This window comes from Haliea atlantica (genome assembly GCF_054779855.1).
In genome coordinates this window covers 199,728-215,778 of the sequence record NZ_BAAGXL010000007.1, presented here as the reverse complement: position 1 = coordinate 215,778, position 16,051 = coordinate 199,728, and the positions used below count along the sequence as shown (strand labels likewise).

Genomic DNA, 16,051 nt, shown 5'->3' with positions numbered 1-16,051 from the left:
CTCAGAAGGTCATTTGTACGCTGAGCCACAGGTTGCGACCGGCGTCCTTGACGTTGTAGTCGTCGTTGAAGATCACCTCGCTGACCGCGCCGCGGCCAGTGGCCAGGGTGTAGACGCCATCGCCATCCAGATCCACGAAGTCCGTGGTGTAGGTGGTGAAGTCCTCGTCCAGCAGGTTGTTGACCCGGGCGAAGAAGGTGATGTTCTCGGAGAACTGATAGCGGGCCCCCAGGTTCCACACCTGGTAGTTCTCGTAGTAGAGCGCGCGGCCGAGGTTCTCGTCCCAACCCCGGTAGCGGTCAGAGCGAAGTTCCGCCTGCAGGGTGAAGGACAGCTGATCCAGGGCCTGCCATTCGAGGCTGGCGTTGGCCATGTGCTCGGCGGTATTGGTCAGCGGACGGCCCGCCTCGGGGCCGCTCAGCTGCTCGCTGTCGGTCCAGGTGTAGTTGCCGCGCAGGGACCAGCGGTCGCTGATCATGTAGCGGCCGGCGGTCTCGATACCCTGGATGTCGACTTCGTCGATGTTGATCTTCTGACTGTAGGTCGTATATCCCAGAGCATCGTACTGGCCCAGGTTCACGCAGGGGCGGGCCCCGCCGGTTGCCTCGCAGCTGAGGATGGTGTCGCCGCTGGCGATCTTGTCCTCGAACTGGGTATCGAAGTAGGTGATATTGAAGTTGTGGCCGTCGACACCATCCCAGTACAGGGCGATTTCACTGTTGACCGAGGTTTCCGGCTCGAGCTCCGGGTTGCCGGCGAAGGGCGAGGTGCCCTGACCGCCAAAGCCGGTGATGCCGTCGTAGAGGTCGGTGGTCTGGGGTGTCTTGTAGCCGGTACTGACGCCGCCCTTGACCGTCCAGGTATCGCTCAGGCTGTAGACGCCGTAGAGTCGCGGCGACAGCTGGCTGCCGAAGACATCGTGGTCGTCGTAGCGCACGCCCGCGGTGATGGTGAGGGGCTCGATCGGGGTCCAGCTGTCCTCGACAAACAGTGCGACCATCTCCTGGTCCTGGATACCGCCGGGCCGGCCGCTTTCCATGCCGAAAACGCCATCCTTGAGTTCGCCGTCGATCACCTGTGTGCCAACCACCAGCATGTGTCGGCCCGCGGCCTCCAGGGGGATATCCAGGCGTGCGTCGAGGGTGTACTGGCTGCTCTCGAGTGGGCGGTCGGGGCGCGGCAGGAAGGTGGCCTCGGCCAGGGCCTTGCGTTCGCTCTCGCTCATGCCGGCGTAATCGCCACTGCCGTCGTACAGGTTTTGCAGCAGCAGGCGTTCGTCGACTGTCAGGGGCAGGGTGCGTCCCTCGTTGGCGGTATCCACATAAGAGAGCGAGACCTGACTGTTGCCGAAGCCCCATTCGCCCTGGTGGGTGATGGACCACCAGTCGCGGGTGAACTCCTGGTCGGCGGCGTAGCCGGCACGCGGGTTGACCTGCCCCCCGCGCGCCTGCCAGAGCGCCTCGATGCTGTCCTTGGTGCCGAGCGGATAGCTGATCTCTCCGCTGTCGGGGTCGATCACCGGCGTATTGTCGTAGACCTGGCTGGAGCGGTCGTAGTCAAAGCGCAGGGTCTGGCGGTCGTCGAGTACCCAGGTCAGGGTGGCCCCGTATTCCTCACTCTCGCTCTCGACGGTCTTGCCGCCGCCGCCGAAGCCGAGGCTGCGCACGTGGACGGTGCCGTTGGGATCGACCACGTCGGCGAATTCGGGTGAGGAGGCTTCGGTTTCATAGTAGCTGCCGCGCAGGGCCAGCATCAGGCGGTCCTTCACCAGCGGCCCGCTGGCGGCGAACTGCCCCTTGTAGTCGTTGCCGAACTGGGAGTTTTCCTGCACGGTTCCCGAGACATTGACGCTGCCAAACCACGCGTCGGTGGTCTTGCGGGTGATCACATTGACCACGCCACCGAGGGCGTCGGCGCCATAGAGTGTCGACGCGGGGCCGCGGATCACTTCGACGCGCTCGATCGCCTGGGCGGGGGGCAGGTGACCAAAGGCGTTGCCGCCAAAGTTGTTGGGATAGATATCGCCGTGGTTGTTCTGGCGCTTGCCGTCGATCAGCAGCAGCGTGTATTCCCCGGTGAGACCGCGCATGCTGACACTGCCCTGGCCGGTCTTGTCCCGGGTGGTGCCGATGTCGATGCCTTCCTGGTACTTGAGGATGTCCAGCAGATTGACGTTGGGGCGAGTGAGAATCTCCTCCTGGGAGATCACCGAGATGCTGGCTGGGGCGTTGGTGATTTTCTGCTCGAAGCCGGTGGCGGTGACCACGATTTCCTCCAGCTGGGGCGGTGCCAGCTTGTCCACGGCAGAGGCGGCGGGTAGTGCGATCAGGGCCGCGATGGCCGCCGCCATGGCTTGTCGTGGTGTGGTCAAGGCTTTCTGTTGCATGCTGGTTCTCTCCCCCGGGCAAATAGGCACCAATAAACGTGGGCGCTAAATGTAATGAGAACGATTATCAAATGCAAACAAAAAGTGACAAAGTGTTGCCCGCGTCACGCTCGCGCGAGCGGGGGACAGGTTGTTGCGGCGGGAGGGGAGGTCGTGTGAGCGGCGGCCTTCAGGCCGCCGGTAGTCCGAGTTCGCGCATCAGCTGCTCGCGCAGACGGAATTTCTGAACCTTGGTGGCGGACATGGGCCAGTCACTGACGAAGCGCAGGTGGCGGGGTACCTTGAAGGAAGCGACCCGTTCGCGGCAGTAGTCGATCAGGGCATCGGCCTTGCAGTCGGTGCCGGGCTTTAGCTCGACGAAGGCGGCGACGACCTCCTCCAGGCGCGGGTCGGGGAGGCCCACCACCTGGACCATCTTGACCGCCGGGTGGGTCGAGAGCAGGGACTCGATTTCCAGCGCCGAGACATTTTCGCCGCCGACCTTGAGGGTGTCCTTGAGGCGGCCGTGGTAGGCCAGGCGGCCCTGGATGTCGAGGGCACCCAGGTCGCCGGTGCGCAACCAGCCGTCGGCCGTGAAGGCACTGGCGTTGGCCTCCGCTGCCTTGTAGTAGCCGGCGAACACGCTGCCGCCGCCGAGCTGGATTTCGCCCCGCTGGTCCGCGGTGCAGGGCGCGCCGGTTTCCGGGTCGACCACGCGCAGTTGGGTGTCGGCCAGTGGGCGGCCGATGCGGGTGGCGCGGGTCTCGTTGTCGTCCTCCGGGTGGCTGTAGCAGGAAATGCCCGTACCTTCGGTCAGACCGTAGGCGCTGATGTGCACACTGTGGGGTAGCAGCCGCATGTTCTCGCGCAGGCGATCGGGGGGCGCCACGTTGTTGATCAGGCGGATCTGGCGCGTGTCGAGTTCGGCAAAGCGCGGATGATTCACCAGCTCCGACATGACCGTCGGGAAGGCCGGATAGAGGATGGTGGCGCCTTCTTCGAGGATCTGTTCCCAGGCCCTGGCCGCGTCAAAGTGGCTGTCGCTGAGATAGCGGCCACCGGTGGCGAAACTCGCCAGCATGGGCAGCAGCGAGGCAAGATGGAACAGGGGCAGGGGGTTCCACTGGCAGTCGCTGTCGCGGAACTGCAGGCGCTCGACAATGGCCGCGGTCTTGGCGGTGAGTTGCCGGTGGCTGAGCAGGCAGCCCTTGGGGTGCGAGGTGGTGCCCGAGGTGTAGAGCATCAGGCAGGGGGCGTCCGCTGGGACCGGGCGTAGCGCGGGGTCGAGGGGCTCCAGCCCGTGGAGCAGATCCGCTGCGTGTAACCAGGGGCCGTCAAGGCATCCCCCGGCATCGCCGCACAACAGGATCCGCTGTAGCGCGGGTGCCTCCGCGGGGCCCAGACCCGCCGCCAGGTTGTCCAGGTCGGGGAAGGTCTCGCGCAGCAGGGACGGGTAATCCTGGTGTGCCTGCCGGTCGTGGCGGGTAATCAGACAGCTCAGGTCCGCGTTGGCCACCACATAGCCCAGTTCCGCGGACTTGTAGCGCGCATTGATGAGAACGGCGACGCTGCCGTGCAGGGCGCAGCCGAACATCCAGAGGAGGAAGTCGACGCTGTTGGGCATCAGGATGCCGACGTGTTCCCCGGGCCGGATGCCCAGTGATTCGAGGGCCGCCGCCCGGTGGCGGGATTCCCGGTACAGCTCGGCGTAGCTCAGTCGCTGGCCGGGAAAAACCAGCGCCGTGTGCCGCGGCCAGTGTCGGGCACTCTCGGCCAGCAGCTCCCCGAGCCGCTTCCCGCTCACGCCGCACCTCCCGCCAGCGCTACCAGTCTTGCGGTGTCGAAGTAGTAGGGGGTAATACGCAGGATGCGCCCCTCGGCAAACTCCCAGACTTCATTCACTGGCATCTGGAATGCCTCGCCGTTGTGCTTGCTGCGACCGCTCAGGGTCGCCAGCACCACCACGGTGTCGCCCTCCGCGAGCATCTGCCGGATATCCACCCGGGTATCCCGGAAGCTGGTGAAGACCCGCTTTACCAGCGCCAGGAAGCCCTCCAGCCCGCGGTGTTCACCGGCGTAGGGCAGGGAATCCGCTTCGTATACGCAGAAGTCGCTGTGCAGCAGTGCCGCCATGCGCTGCGTATCGCCGCGGCGGGAGGCGTCGAGGAAGTCGTCGACCAGCTGTTTATTATCTGCCATTGCATCAGCTCCCCGGGTGTCAGAACGAGCGCGGCATGCCGTAGCTCTCGGCAATCATGTTGCGGGCCATTTCGTTGCTGATCGGGCCGATGCGCAGCAGGCGCGAATCCCGCCAGTAGCGCTGCATGTCGGTTTCCGCGGAATAGCCCATGCCGCCGAGGATCTGGATGCCCAGGTCCGCGGCCTTGCTGACATATTCCGAACAGAGCACTTTGACCATGCCGGACTCGATGTGGCTGGGCTTGCCCTCGGCCTGCAGTTGCGCCGTGTGCAGCATCAGCAGCTCGCCCTGTTTCTGCCACATGGCCATGTCCGCCAGGTAGTGCTGCAGGGCCTGGAACTGCCCGATCGGCTTGCCAAAGGCCTGGCGCGTCTGCATGTGGTCGACGGCATCTTCGATCACACCGTCGAGCATGCCCAGGCAGGTCGCGGCATTTACCAGGCGTTCGTTGTTGAGGGTCTTGGTCGAGTGGTACCAGCCCTTGTGGGGCTCCCCCAGCACCAGCTCGTCCGGTACGAAGACATCTTCCATGGCGACGGTGCAGGAACTCACCGCGCGCATGCCCAGCTTGGCCAGGGGCGTCACCGTGATGCCCTCGCTGTGACGGGGCACGAAGAAGATCGAGATGCCGTCGCTGCGCTTGCTGGCGTTCGGGTCGGAGCGGGCCATCACCAGCAGGTAGTCGGCGACGTCGGCGCCGGTGCTCCAGATTTTTTCGCCCTTGAGCAGCCAGCCGCCGTCGACCTTGGTGGCGCGGCTTTTCATGCCACCCAGAAGGTCGGTGCCACCACTCGGTTCAGTGAAGGCCATCGCGGTCTTCAGTTCGCCGCTGGCGATTTTCGGCAGGAAGCGCTGTTTCTGCTCCTCGGAGCCGCCGAACAGCACGGCCTTGGTACCGGAGAAGGAGGTGACGCCCCAGACCCAGCTGAGGCCGGCCGCGTTGCGGGCAAACTCGCGGGCAAACAGGGCCTGGGTGATGATGCTGCCACCCTGGCCGCCGTACTCCTCGGCGACGCCGATGCCGTGGGCGCCGAAGGCCACCAGCTTGTCCCACAGCTCGTGGGGGAACTGGTGTTCGCGGGTTTCCAGCTCCCGGCACCAGTCCTTGGGGCATTCGTTGTCGACCCAGCGACGGGTGTAGTCGAGGAACATCTGGTCTTCTTCACTGAGCATGGCGTGCATGGGGCTATTCTCCTGATTCAAACCTGGGGACACGCGCGACTATCGCCGGTGTGCCGCACAGCGATTGCCACATTACTCATTAGTTGAAGTAAATTCAAGTTGTTCCTGTCAAGAAAGTGGCCCGGGATCCGGGGCCGGGGGTGACAGGCTGGGGCAACCCCCGGGGCGGGCCCCGGGGGCGGCAGGTCAGGGGGAGGGAATGGTGTAGCGGCGGTGGATGTCGTCGACACCCTCGATCACGCTGTCGGGCAGGCTCAGGGAGGCACTGGCAATATTGCTCTCCAGCTGGTCCAGGGTGGTCGCGCCGATGATGTTGCTGCCGAGGAAGCCCTGCTGGTTGACGAAAGCCAGCGCCATTTGCGCCGGGTCCAGCCCGTGCTCGCGAGCCAGCGCCACATAGGCTTCGGTTGCCGCCTGTGCCTGGGGGTTGCTGTAGCGGGCGAAGCGCTCGAACAGGGTCAGTCGTGCGCCATCCGGGCGAGCGCCCTGCAGGTATTTGCCGCTCAGCACGCCAAAGGCCAGCGGCGAGTAGGCCAGCAGATCAACCTGTTCGCGCATCGCGATTTCCGCCAGCCCGATCTCGAAGGAGCGGTTGAGCAGGTTGTAGGGGTTCTGGATACTGATGACCCGCGGCAGATTTTCCTCCCGGGCCAGGCGCAGGCACTCGAGCACGCCCCAGGGGGTCTCATTGGACAGGCCGATGTAGCGTACCTTGCCGGCGCTCACCAGTTCCCCCAGCGCGCGCAGGGTCTCGGCGAGGGCGATGCCGTCGTCTTCCCGGTGGCGATAGCCGAGGTTGCCGAAAAAATTGGTGTCGCGTTCCGGCCAGTGCAGCTGGTAGAGGTCGAGGTAGTCTGTGCCCAGGCGGCGCAGGCTGTCGTCGATGGCGCACTGAATGTGCTCCCGGGACAGGCGCGGGCCGTTGCGAATATGCATGACACCGGGGTTGCGCGAGCCCCGCCCCACCACCTTGCTGGCGATGACCAACTCGCTGCGTTTGCCGGAGCGCTGCAGCCAGCGGCCGAGGTAGTCTTCGCTGAGCCCCTGGGTCTCGGGGCGTGGCGGCACCGGGTACATTTCCGCGGTGTCGATGAAATTGATGCCTGCTGCCACGGCCCGGTCCAGCTGCGCGGCGGCCTCTTCGACGGTATTCTGTTCTCCCCAGGTCATGGTCCCGAGGCAGAGGCGACTGACCTGCAGATCGGAGCGGCCCAGTGTGCGATAGTCCATTGATACTTCCTGTCTGTGCTGAAGTGCCCGGGATGATAGCCCCCGGGGGGGCGGCGGGACAAACCTGACGCCGGTGGCGCTCCGCACACACGCTAGGCCGGGGTTTGATCCACGTCGCAGAGGCGGTGACAATGCCGAACAAGGTATCGCGATGCCGAGCCCGGGCGACGACGGGCCAGGGAGGGGAATGATGTCGCAGGAAAGGCACAGGCTATTGACGATCAAGCCGGTACCGGTCGAGGCGCGCGATGTTCTGTACCGAGTCCTGTTTGCGGCCTTTCTGTGGTGGGTTCTGTCCGAGGGCAGGGCCGATAGCTGGGGCTTCGGGGTGCTGATGGCGCTGCTGGTAACGGGCATCAGCCTGGGGCTGTTTCCCCCTGTTGGTCCGCGCCTGCGCTGGCGGCGCCTGCCCGGCTACCTGTTGTGGTTTGCCGGGCGCTCGCTGCTGGCGGGAGTGGATGTGGCCCGTCGCCTGCTTGCACCCGGGTTACCCCTGAACCCGGGACGCGTAACCCTGGACCTGGACTTGCCCGACGGGCCGCCGCGCTGGTGGCTGGCCAACAGCCTGTCGCTGCTGCCGGGGACCTTGAGCGTCGCTTTGCACGGCCAGCAGATCGAGGTTCACACGCTGGATACGCGTTCCGACATTGCGCGGGAAGTCGAGGAGGCCCGGCGTCGGGTGGGGGTTTTGTACGGCGAGGGGACGTCGCCATGACCCTGCCAATGGCGCTGGCGTCGTTCTGGCTCCTGACCATGCTGGGCCTGGGACTGTTACGTATCTGGCGCGGGCCCTCGGTGGCGGACCGCATGTTGGCTGCGCAGTTATTTGGCACCACCGGGGTGGCTCTGCTCCTGATACTGGCCCAGTCGCAGGCGCAGTCCGCCCTGCGCGACGTCGCCCTGGCGCTCTCCCTGCTGTCGGTGCTGGCGACGGTGGCCTTTGTGACACGGGTGGCTGGCAACCCGCCGGGTTCCACCGATGACTGAAGTGCTGCAGGTCGCGCTGCTGTTTCTCGGTTGCCTGTTCTTCGGTCTCGGGACGCTCGGACTGTTCCGCTTCCCCGATACCCTGACGCGTATCCACGCTCTGACCAAGGCCGACAACCTCGGACTGGGCCTGATCGTGCTCGCCCTGCTGCCCGGAGTGACCGGGTGGGCAGTCGCCGTGAAGATCCTGCTGGTCTGGGTGGTTGCCCTGGTGGCCAGTGCCACCTCGGCACACCTGGTTGCGCGTGCCCTGTCGGCGGGGGAGGAGGCGGACAGTGACTGAACTCTGGCTGGACGGCCTGCTGGTCTGTGCCCTGTTGGCGACGGCGGCCGGGGCGCTGTTGTCCCGGGATCTGTTCCGGGCCGTGGTCATGTTCATCGCCTTTGGTCTGCTGATGTCACTGGCCTGGGTGCGCCTGCGCGCGCCGGATATTGCCCTGGCCGAGGCGATTATCGGTGCCGGCCTCAGCGGTGTCCTGTTTCTCGATGCGGTCAGCCACTTGCGCCGTCGCCCCGCTGGCGGAGCAGCCGAAGATGATTGAACGCGCCAGACAGGCCCTGCTGGGGGCCGCCTGCCTGCTGTTTACGGTCTGCCTGCTCTGGGCGGTGCGGCATCTGGTGGCGCTGCCCGCGGAACAGCAGGCCCTGTCCGTGCTCCTGTCTCGCTGGTTGCCCGACAGCGGTGTCAGCCACCCGGTGACGGCAGTGCTGCTGAACTTTCGCAGCTACGATACCCTGCTGGAAATCGGCGTGCTGGTAATCGCCGGCATGGTGGGTATTTCCCTGGCCAGGACCTCGGCGCTGGAAGACCCGGCAATGCGTTCCGCCGACCCCCTGTTGCACGCGCTGCTGCGCCTGTTCTTGCCGCTGTTGGTGCTGCTGGCGGGCTGGCTGCTGTGGGCCGGCAGCAGCCGCCCCGGCGGCGCCTTCCAGGCGGGGGCGCTGTTGGCCGCAGCGGGCGTGCTGGGCCGGCTGGCGGGCTTGCCGATGGCCTTCCTGCGGCCCGGCACCCTGTTGCGCGCCGGCCTGGTGTTGGGCTTTTCTGTCTTCCTGCTGATTGCGCTCTTGGGCGCCCTCGATGGGCGGGCCTTCCTGGCCTATCCCCCCGGACTGGCGGGGGCGCTGATCCTGGTCATCGAGGCGGGTCTCAGCCTGTCCATCGGCATGATCCTGCTGGCGCTGTTTGTCTCCGCACCGGTGGCGCCGGAAGAGGATGCCGACGGGGGGCCGCCCGCATGACCTCCGCGCTGCTCTATGTCCTGGCGGGTGCCCTGTTGTGCGGTGGCGGCCTGGCGGGCTGCCTGCTGGTGCGCCATTTGTTGCGCCGCCTGCTGGCCTTCAACCTGCTGGGCTCCGGGGTGTTTCTGCTGCTCGTGGGCCTGCCTGCCCACCGGCATGGCAGCGACCCGGTTACCCACGCACTGGTCCTCACGGGCATCGTGGTGGCGGTGGCGGCCACTGCCCTGGCGCTGGTCCTGATCCGGCGTTACTTCCATCTCACTGGCAGGGTCAGCCTGCCGACCGGGCGGCAGGAAGATCGGTGAGCAGTCTCTTGATGGCGGGCCTTCTGTTCACGCCCCTGGCCTGGGCAGTCCTGTGTCTGTTGCTGGCGTTTCGCGCCGCCCGCCTGGCCAGCGTGATTGGCATGCTCCTGCAGATGGCCCTGTCCCTGGCGCTGTGGGCCTGGGTCGCGGAGCAGGGCGGGTTTTTCTACCACCTCGGGGGCTGGGCGCCGCCCCTTGGCATCGGCTTGCGAGTCGACGGCCTTGCGGTAACCTTCGTCCTGCTCACGGCGCTGGCTGGGGCCGCCTGCGGCTTGCATGCCGGGCTCTATCTGGATCCCTCGCGCCCCTGGCAACGCTATTTCTGGCCGCTCTTCTGGATGCTCTGGGCGGGTCTCAATGCGGTCTGGCTGGCGGGTGACCTGTTCAACCTGTATGTCGGGCTCGAGCTGATCACCCTGGCGGCGGTGGGGCTGGTGGTGCTGGGTGGCGCGGCACCCGCGCTGGAGGCCGCCCTGCGCTATCTGTTTGCGGCACTGATCGGCTCCCTGGCTTACCTGCTGGGGGTGGCACTGCTCTACGCCGAGTTTGGCAGCCTCTCACTGGTCGGGGTGGGGGAGGGTGCAGGCTCCGCGAGCCCCGCGGCCAGTTTTGCCTTGCTGATCATGCTGTTCGGGCTGGCGGTCAAGGCCGCCCTGTTTCCCGGGCATACCTGGCTGCCACCGGCCCACGGTATTGCACGCGCACCGGTGAGTGCGCTGTTATCGGGGCTGGTGGTCAAGGCGGCGTTTTATGTCGCGGCGCGGGTCTGGCTGGAGCTGGGGCCCGCCCTGGAGGCGGCGGTGGTGGGTGTTCTGCTGGGAGTGGCGGGCAGCGCAGCGGTGTGCTGGGGGAGCTGGCAGGCCCTGCGTCAGCCGCAGCTCAAGCTGGTCGTGGCCTGGTCTTCGGTGGCCCAGATCGGCTACCTGTTCCTGCTGTTTCCCCTGTCGCACGGCGTACCCGAGGCTGTGTCCCTGCAGGCGCAGCAGGGAGTGACCCTGCAGGTGATCAGTCACGCCCTGGCCAAGTCGGCGATGTTTCTGGCCGCGGGAAACCTGATCCTCTCGGTGCGCAGCAAACGGGTGGAAGCGCTGGCTGGCGTCAGCCGCTACCTGCCACTGTCGCTGTTTTCCTTTGGGCTGGCCGGAGTCTCGTTGATGGGCATGCCGCCCAGCGGTGGCTTCGCCGCCAAGTGGCTGTTGCTGCAGGCGAGCCTTGCCAGTGGCCAATGGTGGTGGGCCGCCGTCCTGTTGGTGGGCGGGCTGCTGGCGGCGGCCTACGTCTTCCGGATTTACCGCGCCTCCTTCCAGGAGGTCGAAGAGAGTGATCCCTTCTATCATCCCCCGCGCTCGCTGGAAATCATTCCCCTGGTGCTTGCCCTGCTGGCGCTGGGTCTGGGCCTGGTGGCTGAGCCGGTCCTCTCCGTGCTTGGACTGCCTTTCGGTGGCGAGGTGTTGTCGCCATGAGCGGCGCCTGGCTGCCACTCGCCACCCTGGCTACGTCGCTGCTGGCGTCGCTGATTATCTTTGCCCTGCCGGAGCACCGCCACAGCATCCGTACCACTGTGAATATTCTGGCGGCGACCCTTAAGCTCGCCCTGGTGGCGGCAATGACCTGGGGGGTCTTTCAGGGACGGTTCTACGGCATCAGCTACGAGATGCTGCCGGGGGTGCGCTTCGTGTTGCGGGCGGACGCGGTTGCCATGCTGTTCGCCGGCCTGTCGGCGCTGCTCTGGCTGTTCACCACCCTCTACGCCGTGGGCTATCTGGAGGGTTCCCCCAACCGCAGTCGCTTCTTCGGTTTCTTCAGTCTCTGCGTGGCCAGTACCCTGGGGATTGCCCTGGCGGGTAACCTGTTCACTTTTTTTCTGTTCTACGAAATGCTCACCCTGTCGACCTATCCGCTGGTGGTGCACCGCGGCACTCCGAAAGCCCTGCGCGCCGGGCGTCAGTACATTATCTATACCCTGGGCGGGGGCGCGGTGCTGCTGCTCGGTGTGGTCCTGCTATACCAGCTGGAGGGCGACCTGGCCTTCCGCGAAACCGGCCACCTGATGGGCTCGGACCCCGCCCGCTACCCGGCGCTGATCGGTATTTTCGCGCTGCTGGTGGCCGGCCTGGGGGTAAAGGCGGCCCTGGTTCCCCTGCACGGCTGGCTGCCCACGGCGATGGTGGCGCCGGCACCCGTGAGTGCCCTGCTGCACGCCGTGGCGGTAGTCAAGGCCGGTGCCTTCGGCATTGTTCGGGTGGTCTATGACATCTACGGCATCGATTTCGCCGCCAGCCTGGGGGTCCTGGAGCCGCTCGCCTGGGTGGCGGCGTTCACGGTGATCTACGGCTCACTGCGGGCATTGTGGCAGAGCGACCTGAAGCGACGCCTGGCCTTTTCGACGGTCAGCCAGATCGCCTACATCGTGCTGGGGATCAGCCTGTTTGGTCCCCTGGGCACGGTGGGCGGCCTGGTCCACCTGCTGCACCAGGGGATCATGAAGGTCACGCTGTTTTTCTGCGCCGGCAATTATGCCGAGACACTCGGCGTGCACCGGGTGGATGAGCTGGATGGCGCGGGGCCGCGCATGCCCCTGACCTCCCTGGCGTTTACTGTCGCCGCCTTCGGTATGATCGGCATTCCCCCCCTGGCGGGTTTTGTGACCAAGTGGATGCTGGGGCGGGGTGCGCTGGCGGCGGACATGGCCTGGGTGATCCCGGTGCTGCTGTTGAGCAGTCTGCTCAATGCCCTGTATTTCCTGCCCATTGTCTATCGCCTGTGGTTCCGGCCGCTGCGGGGTGACTGGCCGGCGGAGCGCGCCCTGGGGCGCCTGGAGACCCACGCCCTGCTGCTCTGGCCGCCGGTCTTCACTGCGGTCCTGACTGTACTGGTGGGCGTGCTGGCCGCGGCTCCCTTTAGCCCCCTGGCCTGGGCCGATCTGGTGGCCCTGAGGATGTACCTGCCATGAGCTGGGCTTTCTCCGCGGCGGTCCTGCTGCCCCTGCTGGCCGCCTCCCTGGTGGCAACGGGCTCCACGCGGTTTCTGTTATGGCGCCTGCTGCCCTGGTTGCCGCTGCCGGCGCTGCTGCTGGCCACCCAGGTGCGCGATGCCAGCGTGGACATCCCCTGGCTGATGCTGGGCGCGCGCTGGCAACTGGATACCCTGCGCAGCCCTTTCCTGCTGGCGGCCTCTCTGCTGTGGGGGGGTGCCGGCCTGTACGCGCGCGCCGTGCTGGAGGGGGCGGAGCGGGAGCGCTGGTTCCTGAGCAGCTGGTGCCTGGCCCTCGCCGGCAACCTGTGGCTGATCGTGGCGGGGGATGCGGTGGGGTTCTACGCCGGCTTTGCGCTGATGACCTTTGCCGCCTGGGGGCTGGTCGTGCACGCCGACAGCCCGCGTGCCCTCTGGGCGGGCAAGGTCTATATCGCCATGGCTGTCCTCGGGGAGCTGGCGCTGCTGGCGGGCCTGCTGCTAGCCAGTGAGCTGGCCGGTGGCAGTGTGCTGCTGGCGGAGATGGCGACGGCCCTGGGCCGCTCGCAGCAACCGGGGCTTGCCCTCGGCCTGTTGCTGACGGGCTTTGGCGTGAAGGCTGGCCTGCCGCTGCTGCATTTCTGGTTGCCGCTGGCGCACCCGATGGCGCCAACACCCGCCAGCGCAGTGCTCAGCGGGGCGATGATCAAGGCCGGGTTGCTGGGCTGGCTGGTAGTCTTGCCGCTGGGGCTGACCAGCCTGCCAGCCTGGGGCACAATGGTGATGGCCCTGGGGCTGATTGCCCTGCTCGGGGCGGCACTTCGCGGCATCTGGACCCGCGAAGCGAAGACCGTGCTGGCCTGGTCGAGTATCAGCCAGATGGGGCTGGCGACGCTGATGCTGGGTGCGGTTCTGGTGGAGCCGGCACTGTGGTGGCAGGTCAGCGGCTGGTTCGGTCTGTTTGTGTTGCACCACGGTTTGGCCAAGGGCGCGCTGTTCCTGAGTGTCGGCCTGTCGCTTCCCGGGTCGCCAGTCGCTCGCGGTCTGGCCCTGCTGGTGGTGGCCCTGCCCGCGCTGTCGGTGATTGGCCTGCCCCTGACCAGCGGCGAGGCGGTAAAGCGCTGGCTGAAGGACAGCGTCAGTGGTCACCTGGCGGGCGCCGTGCCCTGGCAGCCGTGGTTGCCGCATTTGTTGAGCCTGTCCACGTTGTTGACGCTGCTGTTGCTGCTGCGCTGGTGGTGGCTGTTGCGCTCGGGCGACGGCTCGACCGCGGTCGCTACTCTGCCCTGGGTCGCCTGGCTGCTGCTGGCAGCGCTCAGCCTGGGGCTGCCACTGTATGCGCCGATACTCCTCTGAGCCTGGAGGTGCTGCCTGCATTGTTGAACCGGGCGGCCGCCACGCGGGCGGACCATTCGTCCCCTTGCGCAAGCGCTGTTACTATCGCTGCGATAACAGTCGATCGCACGCGCCGAGGTAGCCCATGAACAGTACTGTTTCCCCCTTTGATCCCGTCACCATCGGGCCCCTGACCCTGCGCAATCGCTTTATCAAGTCGGGTGCCAACGAGGCCATGTGCCTGGATGGCAAGCCCACCAAGGCGCTGGTCAAGCACCACCGCGACCTGGCGGCGGGGGGGGCGGTATGACCACCGTCGCCTATATCTCGGTGGCCCCCGAGGGGCGCACACTGCCCAACCAGATCTGGATGCGCGAGGAAGCACTGCCGGACCTGCGGGTGCTCACCGACGCGGTGCACGCCGAGGGCGCTGCAATCTCGGCACAGATCACCCACGGTGGCTCCTTCGTGACCGGCATGAAGGTCAAGGGGCGCACCATCAGCTCGGTCTCCGGCTTCAACCCGGCGGGTGCGCTGAAGGGCAATTTTTTCAGCCGCGCGATGGACGAGACAGACATGGCGCGTGTCACCGCGGAGTTCGTGCGGGCCGCCGAGCTGTGCCGCGAGGCCGGTTTCGATGCGGTCGAGCTGCACATGGGGCATGGCTACCTGCTCAACCAGTTCATCTCCCCGCTGAGCAACAAGCGCAAGGACGAGTACGGCGGCAGTGCGGAGAACCGGGTACGTTTCCCGGCGCGCGTGCTGGCCGCGGTCAAGCAGGCGGTGGGCAAGGACCTGGCCGTGCTGGCGAAAATTTCCGTGGCCGACGGTGTGCGCCGCGGCACCCAGGTCGAGGACTCCGTGGTAACCGCACGGGCCCTGGAGGCGGCGGGTGCCGACATGCTGGTGCTTTCCGGGGGGCGCAATGTCGAGTCCACCTGGTACATGTTCGGCAGCAACATGAACCGGGTGGAAATCAGCAAGGTGCTCAAGGAGCAGGGGGAATGGGTCACTGCGCTGATGATGAAAGGCGCGGCCGCCAGTGAGCCCAAGGTGACCTTCCGGGAACGCTACTTCCGCGAGAACTCGCTGCGCATCCGCGAGGCGGTGAACATGCCGCTGGCCTACCTCGGGGGCGTGAAGTCCCTGGCCAATGCCGAGGAAGCCGTGTCCGAGGGCTTCGAGTGCGTGGTCATGGCGCGTGCCCTGATCCACGACCCGGCCCTGGTGAACAAGTTCCACAGCGGGGAGGTCACCCAGTCCGGCTGCGACAACTGCAATGGCTGTGTCGCCTACATCTATCATCCCGCCGGAACCTGGTGTGTCAGGAACCCGCCCAATGATCCGGCCCTGAACCGCATTGCCGCGGCCGCGGCCGAATAAGCGCTGCCGCCACCAGCCGACAGGAGTTGTCATGACTTCCATATTGGATCGTTTCCGTCTGAACGGAAAAGTTGCTCTGATTACCGGTGCCGGTCGCGGCATTGGCGCCGCTACCGCCATTGCCTACGCCGATGCCGGGGCCGATGTCGTGATATCGGCGCGTACCGAGTCACAACTGGAAGATACCGCGAAGGCCGTGCGTGAGCGCGGTCGCCGCGCCCTGGTCGTCCCCTGTGACGTACTCGAGAGCGAGCAGCGTGAAAGCCTTGTGGCGCGTGCGCTGGAGGAATTCGGTCGCCTGGATGTGCTGGTCAACAACGCCGGTGGCTGGGGGCCCCAGCCCGCCCTGGAGACGACTGACGAGGATCTGGAGGGGGCCTTTCGCTTCAATGTCACCACGGCGTTCTCTCTCTCCCGTCAGTGCGCGCCCCACCTGGCGAAGAGTCCCGATGGCGGCGCCATCGTCAACATCTCCTCCACCGCGGGTTGTCACCCCCAGCCGGGTTTCGTCGCCTACGGTATCGGCAAGGCGGCGCTGTCGTGGATGACCGAAGAACTGGCCCAGGATTTCGCGCCGAAAATCCGGGTTAACGCGATCGCCGTGGGTGCCACCCTGACCAGTGCCCTGGCCAATTTCATGACCGATGACCTGGAGCGGACCATGTCCGAGCGCACTCCTCTCGCGCGCCTGGGAGATCCCGAGGACATCGCCGCCTGCGCCCTGTACCTGGCTTCGCCCGCCGCAGCTTACGTCACCGGCGAAATTGTCGGGGTCAATGGCGGGATCACCACGTCCCAGGTGAGCATGCCCCGCGCGACTTTCTGAGTCCTGAAGCGGAATCGGAATTTCCGGTTTGACCTCGAAGGCGGCCT

Annotated in this window: 17 protein-coding genes; 12 read left to right on the top strand and 5 right to left on the bottom strand. The window is 66.3% G+C overall.

Annotated elements, in window-relative coordinates; translation table 11 throughout:
- Position 1: 1 nt before the first annotated feature.
- The 5 genes from ACYVGS_RS08930 to ACYVGS_RS08910 all read right to left on the bottom strand — a co-directional run bounded on the left by ACYVGS_RS08930 (position 2) and on the right by ACYVGS_RS08910 (position 6,977).
- Positions 2-2,386 (bottom strand): TonB-dependent receptor domain-containing protein, encoded by a 2,385-nt coding sequence (locus ACYVGS_RS08930; protein WP_460588330.1) that lies wholly within the window; start codon positions 2,384-2,386, stop codon positions 2-4.
- A gap of 169 nt (positions 2,387-2,555) precedes the next feature.
- Positions 2,556-4,169, bottom strand: a complete 1,614-nt coding sequence (locus tag ACYVGS_RS08925) for a class I adenylate-forming enzyme family protein (RefSeq protein WP_460588329.1) — start codon at positions 4,167-4,169, stop codon at positions 2,556-2,558.
- Entirely contained in the window at positions 4,166-4,564 is a 399-nt protein-coding gene (locus tag ACYVGS_RS08920) for a nuclear transport factor 2 family protein (RefSeq protein ID WP_460588328.1), read from the bottom strand. Before ACYVGS_RS08920 ends, ACYVGS_RS08925 begins: the two co-directional genes overlap by 4 nt.
- Before the next feature lie 19 nt (positions 4,565-4,583).
- Positions 4,584-5,747, bottom strand: coding sequence for an acyl-CoA dehydrogenase family protein (locus ACYVGS_RS08915; RefSeq protein WP_460588327.1), 1,164 nt, complete (start codon positions 5,745-5,747; stop codon positions 4,584-4,586).
- A gap of 186 nt (positions 5,748-5,933) precedes the next feature.
- Positions 5,934-6,977: an NADP(H)-dependent aldo-keto reductase gene (locus ACYVGS_RS08910; RefSeq protein WP_460588326.1), complete on the bottom strand. Its 1,044-nt coding sequence runs from the start codon at positions 6,975-6,977 to the stop codon at positions 5,934-5,936.
- A gap of 190 nt (positions 6,978-7,167) precedes the next feature.
- Between ACYVGS_RS08910 and ACYVGS_RS08905 the strand changes: the two genes are divergently transcribed.
- The 12 genes from ACYVGS_RS08905 to ACYVGS_RS08850 all read left to right on the top strand — a co-directional run bounded on the left by ACYVGS_RS08905 (position 7,168) and on the right by ACYVGS_RS08850 (position 16,004).
- A complete protein-coding gene (locus tag ACYVGS_RS08905; protein WP_460588325.1) occupies positions 7,168-7,692 on the top strand; it encodes a Na+/H+ antiporter subunit E in 525 nt (174 codons plus the stop codon).
- On the top strand, positions 7,689-7,964 hold the full coding sequence (locus ACYVGS_RS08900) for a monovalent cation/H+ antiporter complex subunit F (protein WP_460588324.1): 276 nt from the start codon (positions 7,689-7,691) through the stop codon (positions 7,962-7,964). The genes ACYVGS_RS08905 and ACYVGS_RS08900 overlap by 4 nt, the downstream gene beginning before the upstream one ends.
- Positions 7,957-8,247 (top strand): cation:proton antiporter, encoded by a 291-nt coding sequence (locus tag ACYVGS_RS08895; protein ID WP_460588323.1) that lies wholly within the window; start codon positions 7,957-7,959, stop codon positions 8,245-8,247. The genes ACYVGS_RS08900 and ACYVGS_RS08895 overlap by 8 nt, the downstream gene beginning before the upstream one ends.
- Positions 8,240-8,506 carry a Na(+)/H(+) antiporter subunit B gene (locus ACYVGS_RS08890; protein WP_460588322.1) on the top strand — a complete coding sequence of 89 codons (267 nt, stop codon included), beginning with the start codon at positions 8,240-8,242 and terminating at the stop codon, positions 8,504-8,506. The genes ACYVGS_RS08895 and ACYVGS_RS08890 overlap by 8 nt, the downstream gene beginning before the upstream one ends.
- Positions 8,499-9,203, top strand: coding sequence for an MnhB domain-containing protein (locus ACYVGS_RS08885; protein ID WP_460588321.1), 705 nt, complete (start codon positions 8,499-8,501; stop codon positions 9,201-9,203). Before ACYVGS_RS08890 ends, ACYVGS_RS08885 begins: the two co-directional genes overlap by 8 nt.
- Positions 9,200-9,508 carry an NADH-quinone oxidoreductase subunit K gene (locus ACYVGS_RS08880; RefSeq protein WP_460588320.1) on the top strand — a complete coding sequence of 103 codons (309 nt, stop codon included), beginning with the start codon at positions 9,200-9,202 and terminating at the stop codon, positions 9,506-9,508. Before ACYVGS_RS08885 ends, ACYVGS_RS08880 begins: the two co-directional genes overlap by 4 nt.
- Positions 9,505-10,971 carry a complex I subunit 5 family protein gene (locus ACYVGS_RS08875; protein WP_460588319.1) on the top strand — a complete coding sequence of 489 codons (1,467 nt, stop codon included), beginning with the start codon at positions 9,505-9,507 and terminating at the stop codon, positions 10,969-10,971. Before ACYVGS_RS08880 ends, ACYVGS_RS08875 begins: the two co-directional genes overlap by 4 nt.
- A complete protein-coding gene (locus ACYVGS_RS08870) occupies positions 10,968-12,461 on the top strand; it encodes a complex I subunit 5 family protein (RefSeq protein WP_460588318.1) in 1,494 nt (497 codons plus the stop codon). Before ACYVGS_RS08875 ends, ACYVGS_RS08870 begins: the two co-directional genes overlap by 4 nt.
- A complete protein-coding gene (locus ACYVGS_RS08865) occupies positions 12,458-13,816 on the top strand; it encodes a proton-conducting transporter transmembrane domain-containing protein (protein ID WP_460588317.1) in 1,359 nt (452 codons plus the stop codon). Before ACYVGS_RS08870 ends, ACYVGS_RS08865 begins: the two co-directional genes overlap by 4 nt.
- A gap of 124 nt (positions 13,817-13,940) precedes the next feature.
- On the top strand, positions 13,941-14,105 hold the full coding sequence (locus tag ACYVGS_RS08860) for a hypothetical protein (protein WP_460588316.1): 165 nt from the start codon (positions 13,941-13,943) through the stop codon (positions 14,103-14,105).
- Positions 14,102-15,178: an NADH:flavin oxidoreductase gene (locus tag ACYVGS_RS08855; RefSeq protein WP_460588315.1), complete on the top strand. Its 1,077-nt coding sequence runs from the start codon at positions 14,102-14,104 to the stop codon at positions 15,176-15,178. Before ACYVGS_RS08860 ends, ACYVGS_RS08855 begins: the two co-directional genes overlap by 4 nt.
- 31 nt (positions 15,179-15,209) lie before the next feature.
- The gene (locus ACYVGS_RS08850) at positions 15,210-16,004 is read left to right on the top strand and encodes an SDR family oxidoreductase (RefSeq protein WP_460588314.1); all 795 of its coding nucleotides are present in this window, start codon (positions 15,210-15,212) and stop codon (positions 16,002-16,004) included.
- Positions 16,005-16,051 lie beyond the last annotated feature (47 nt).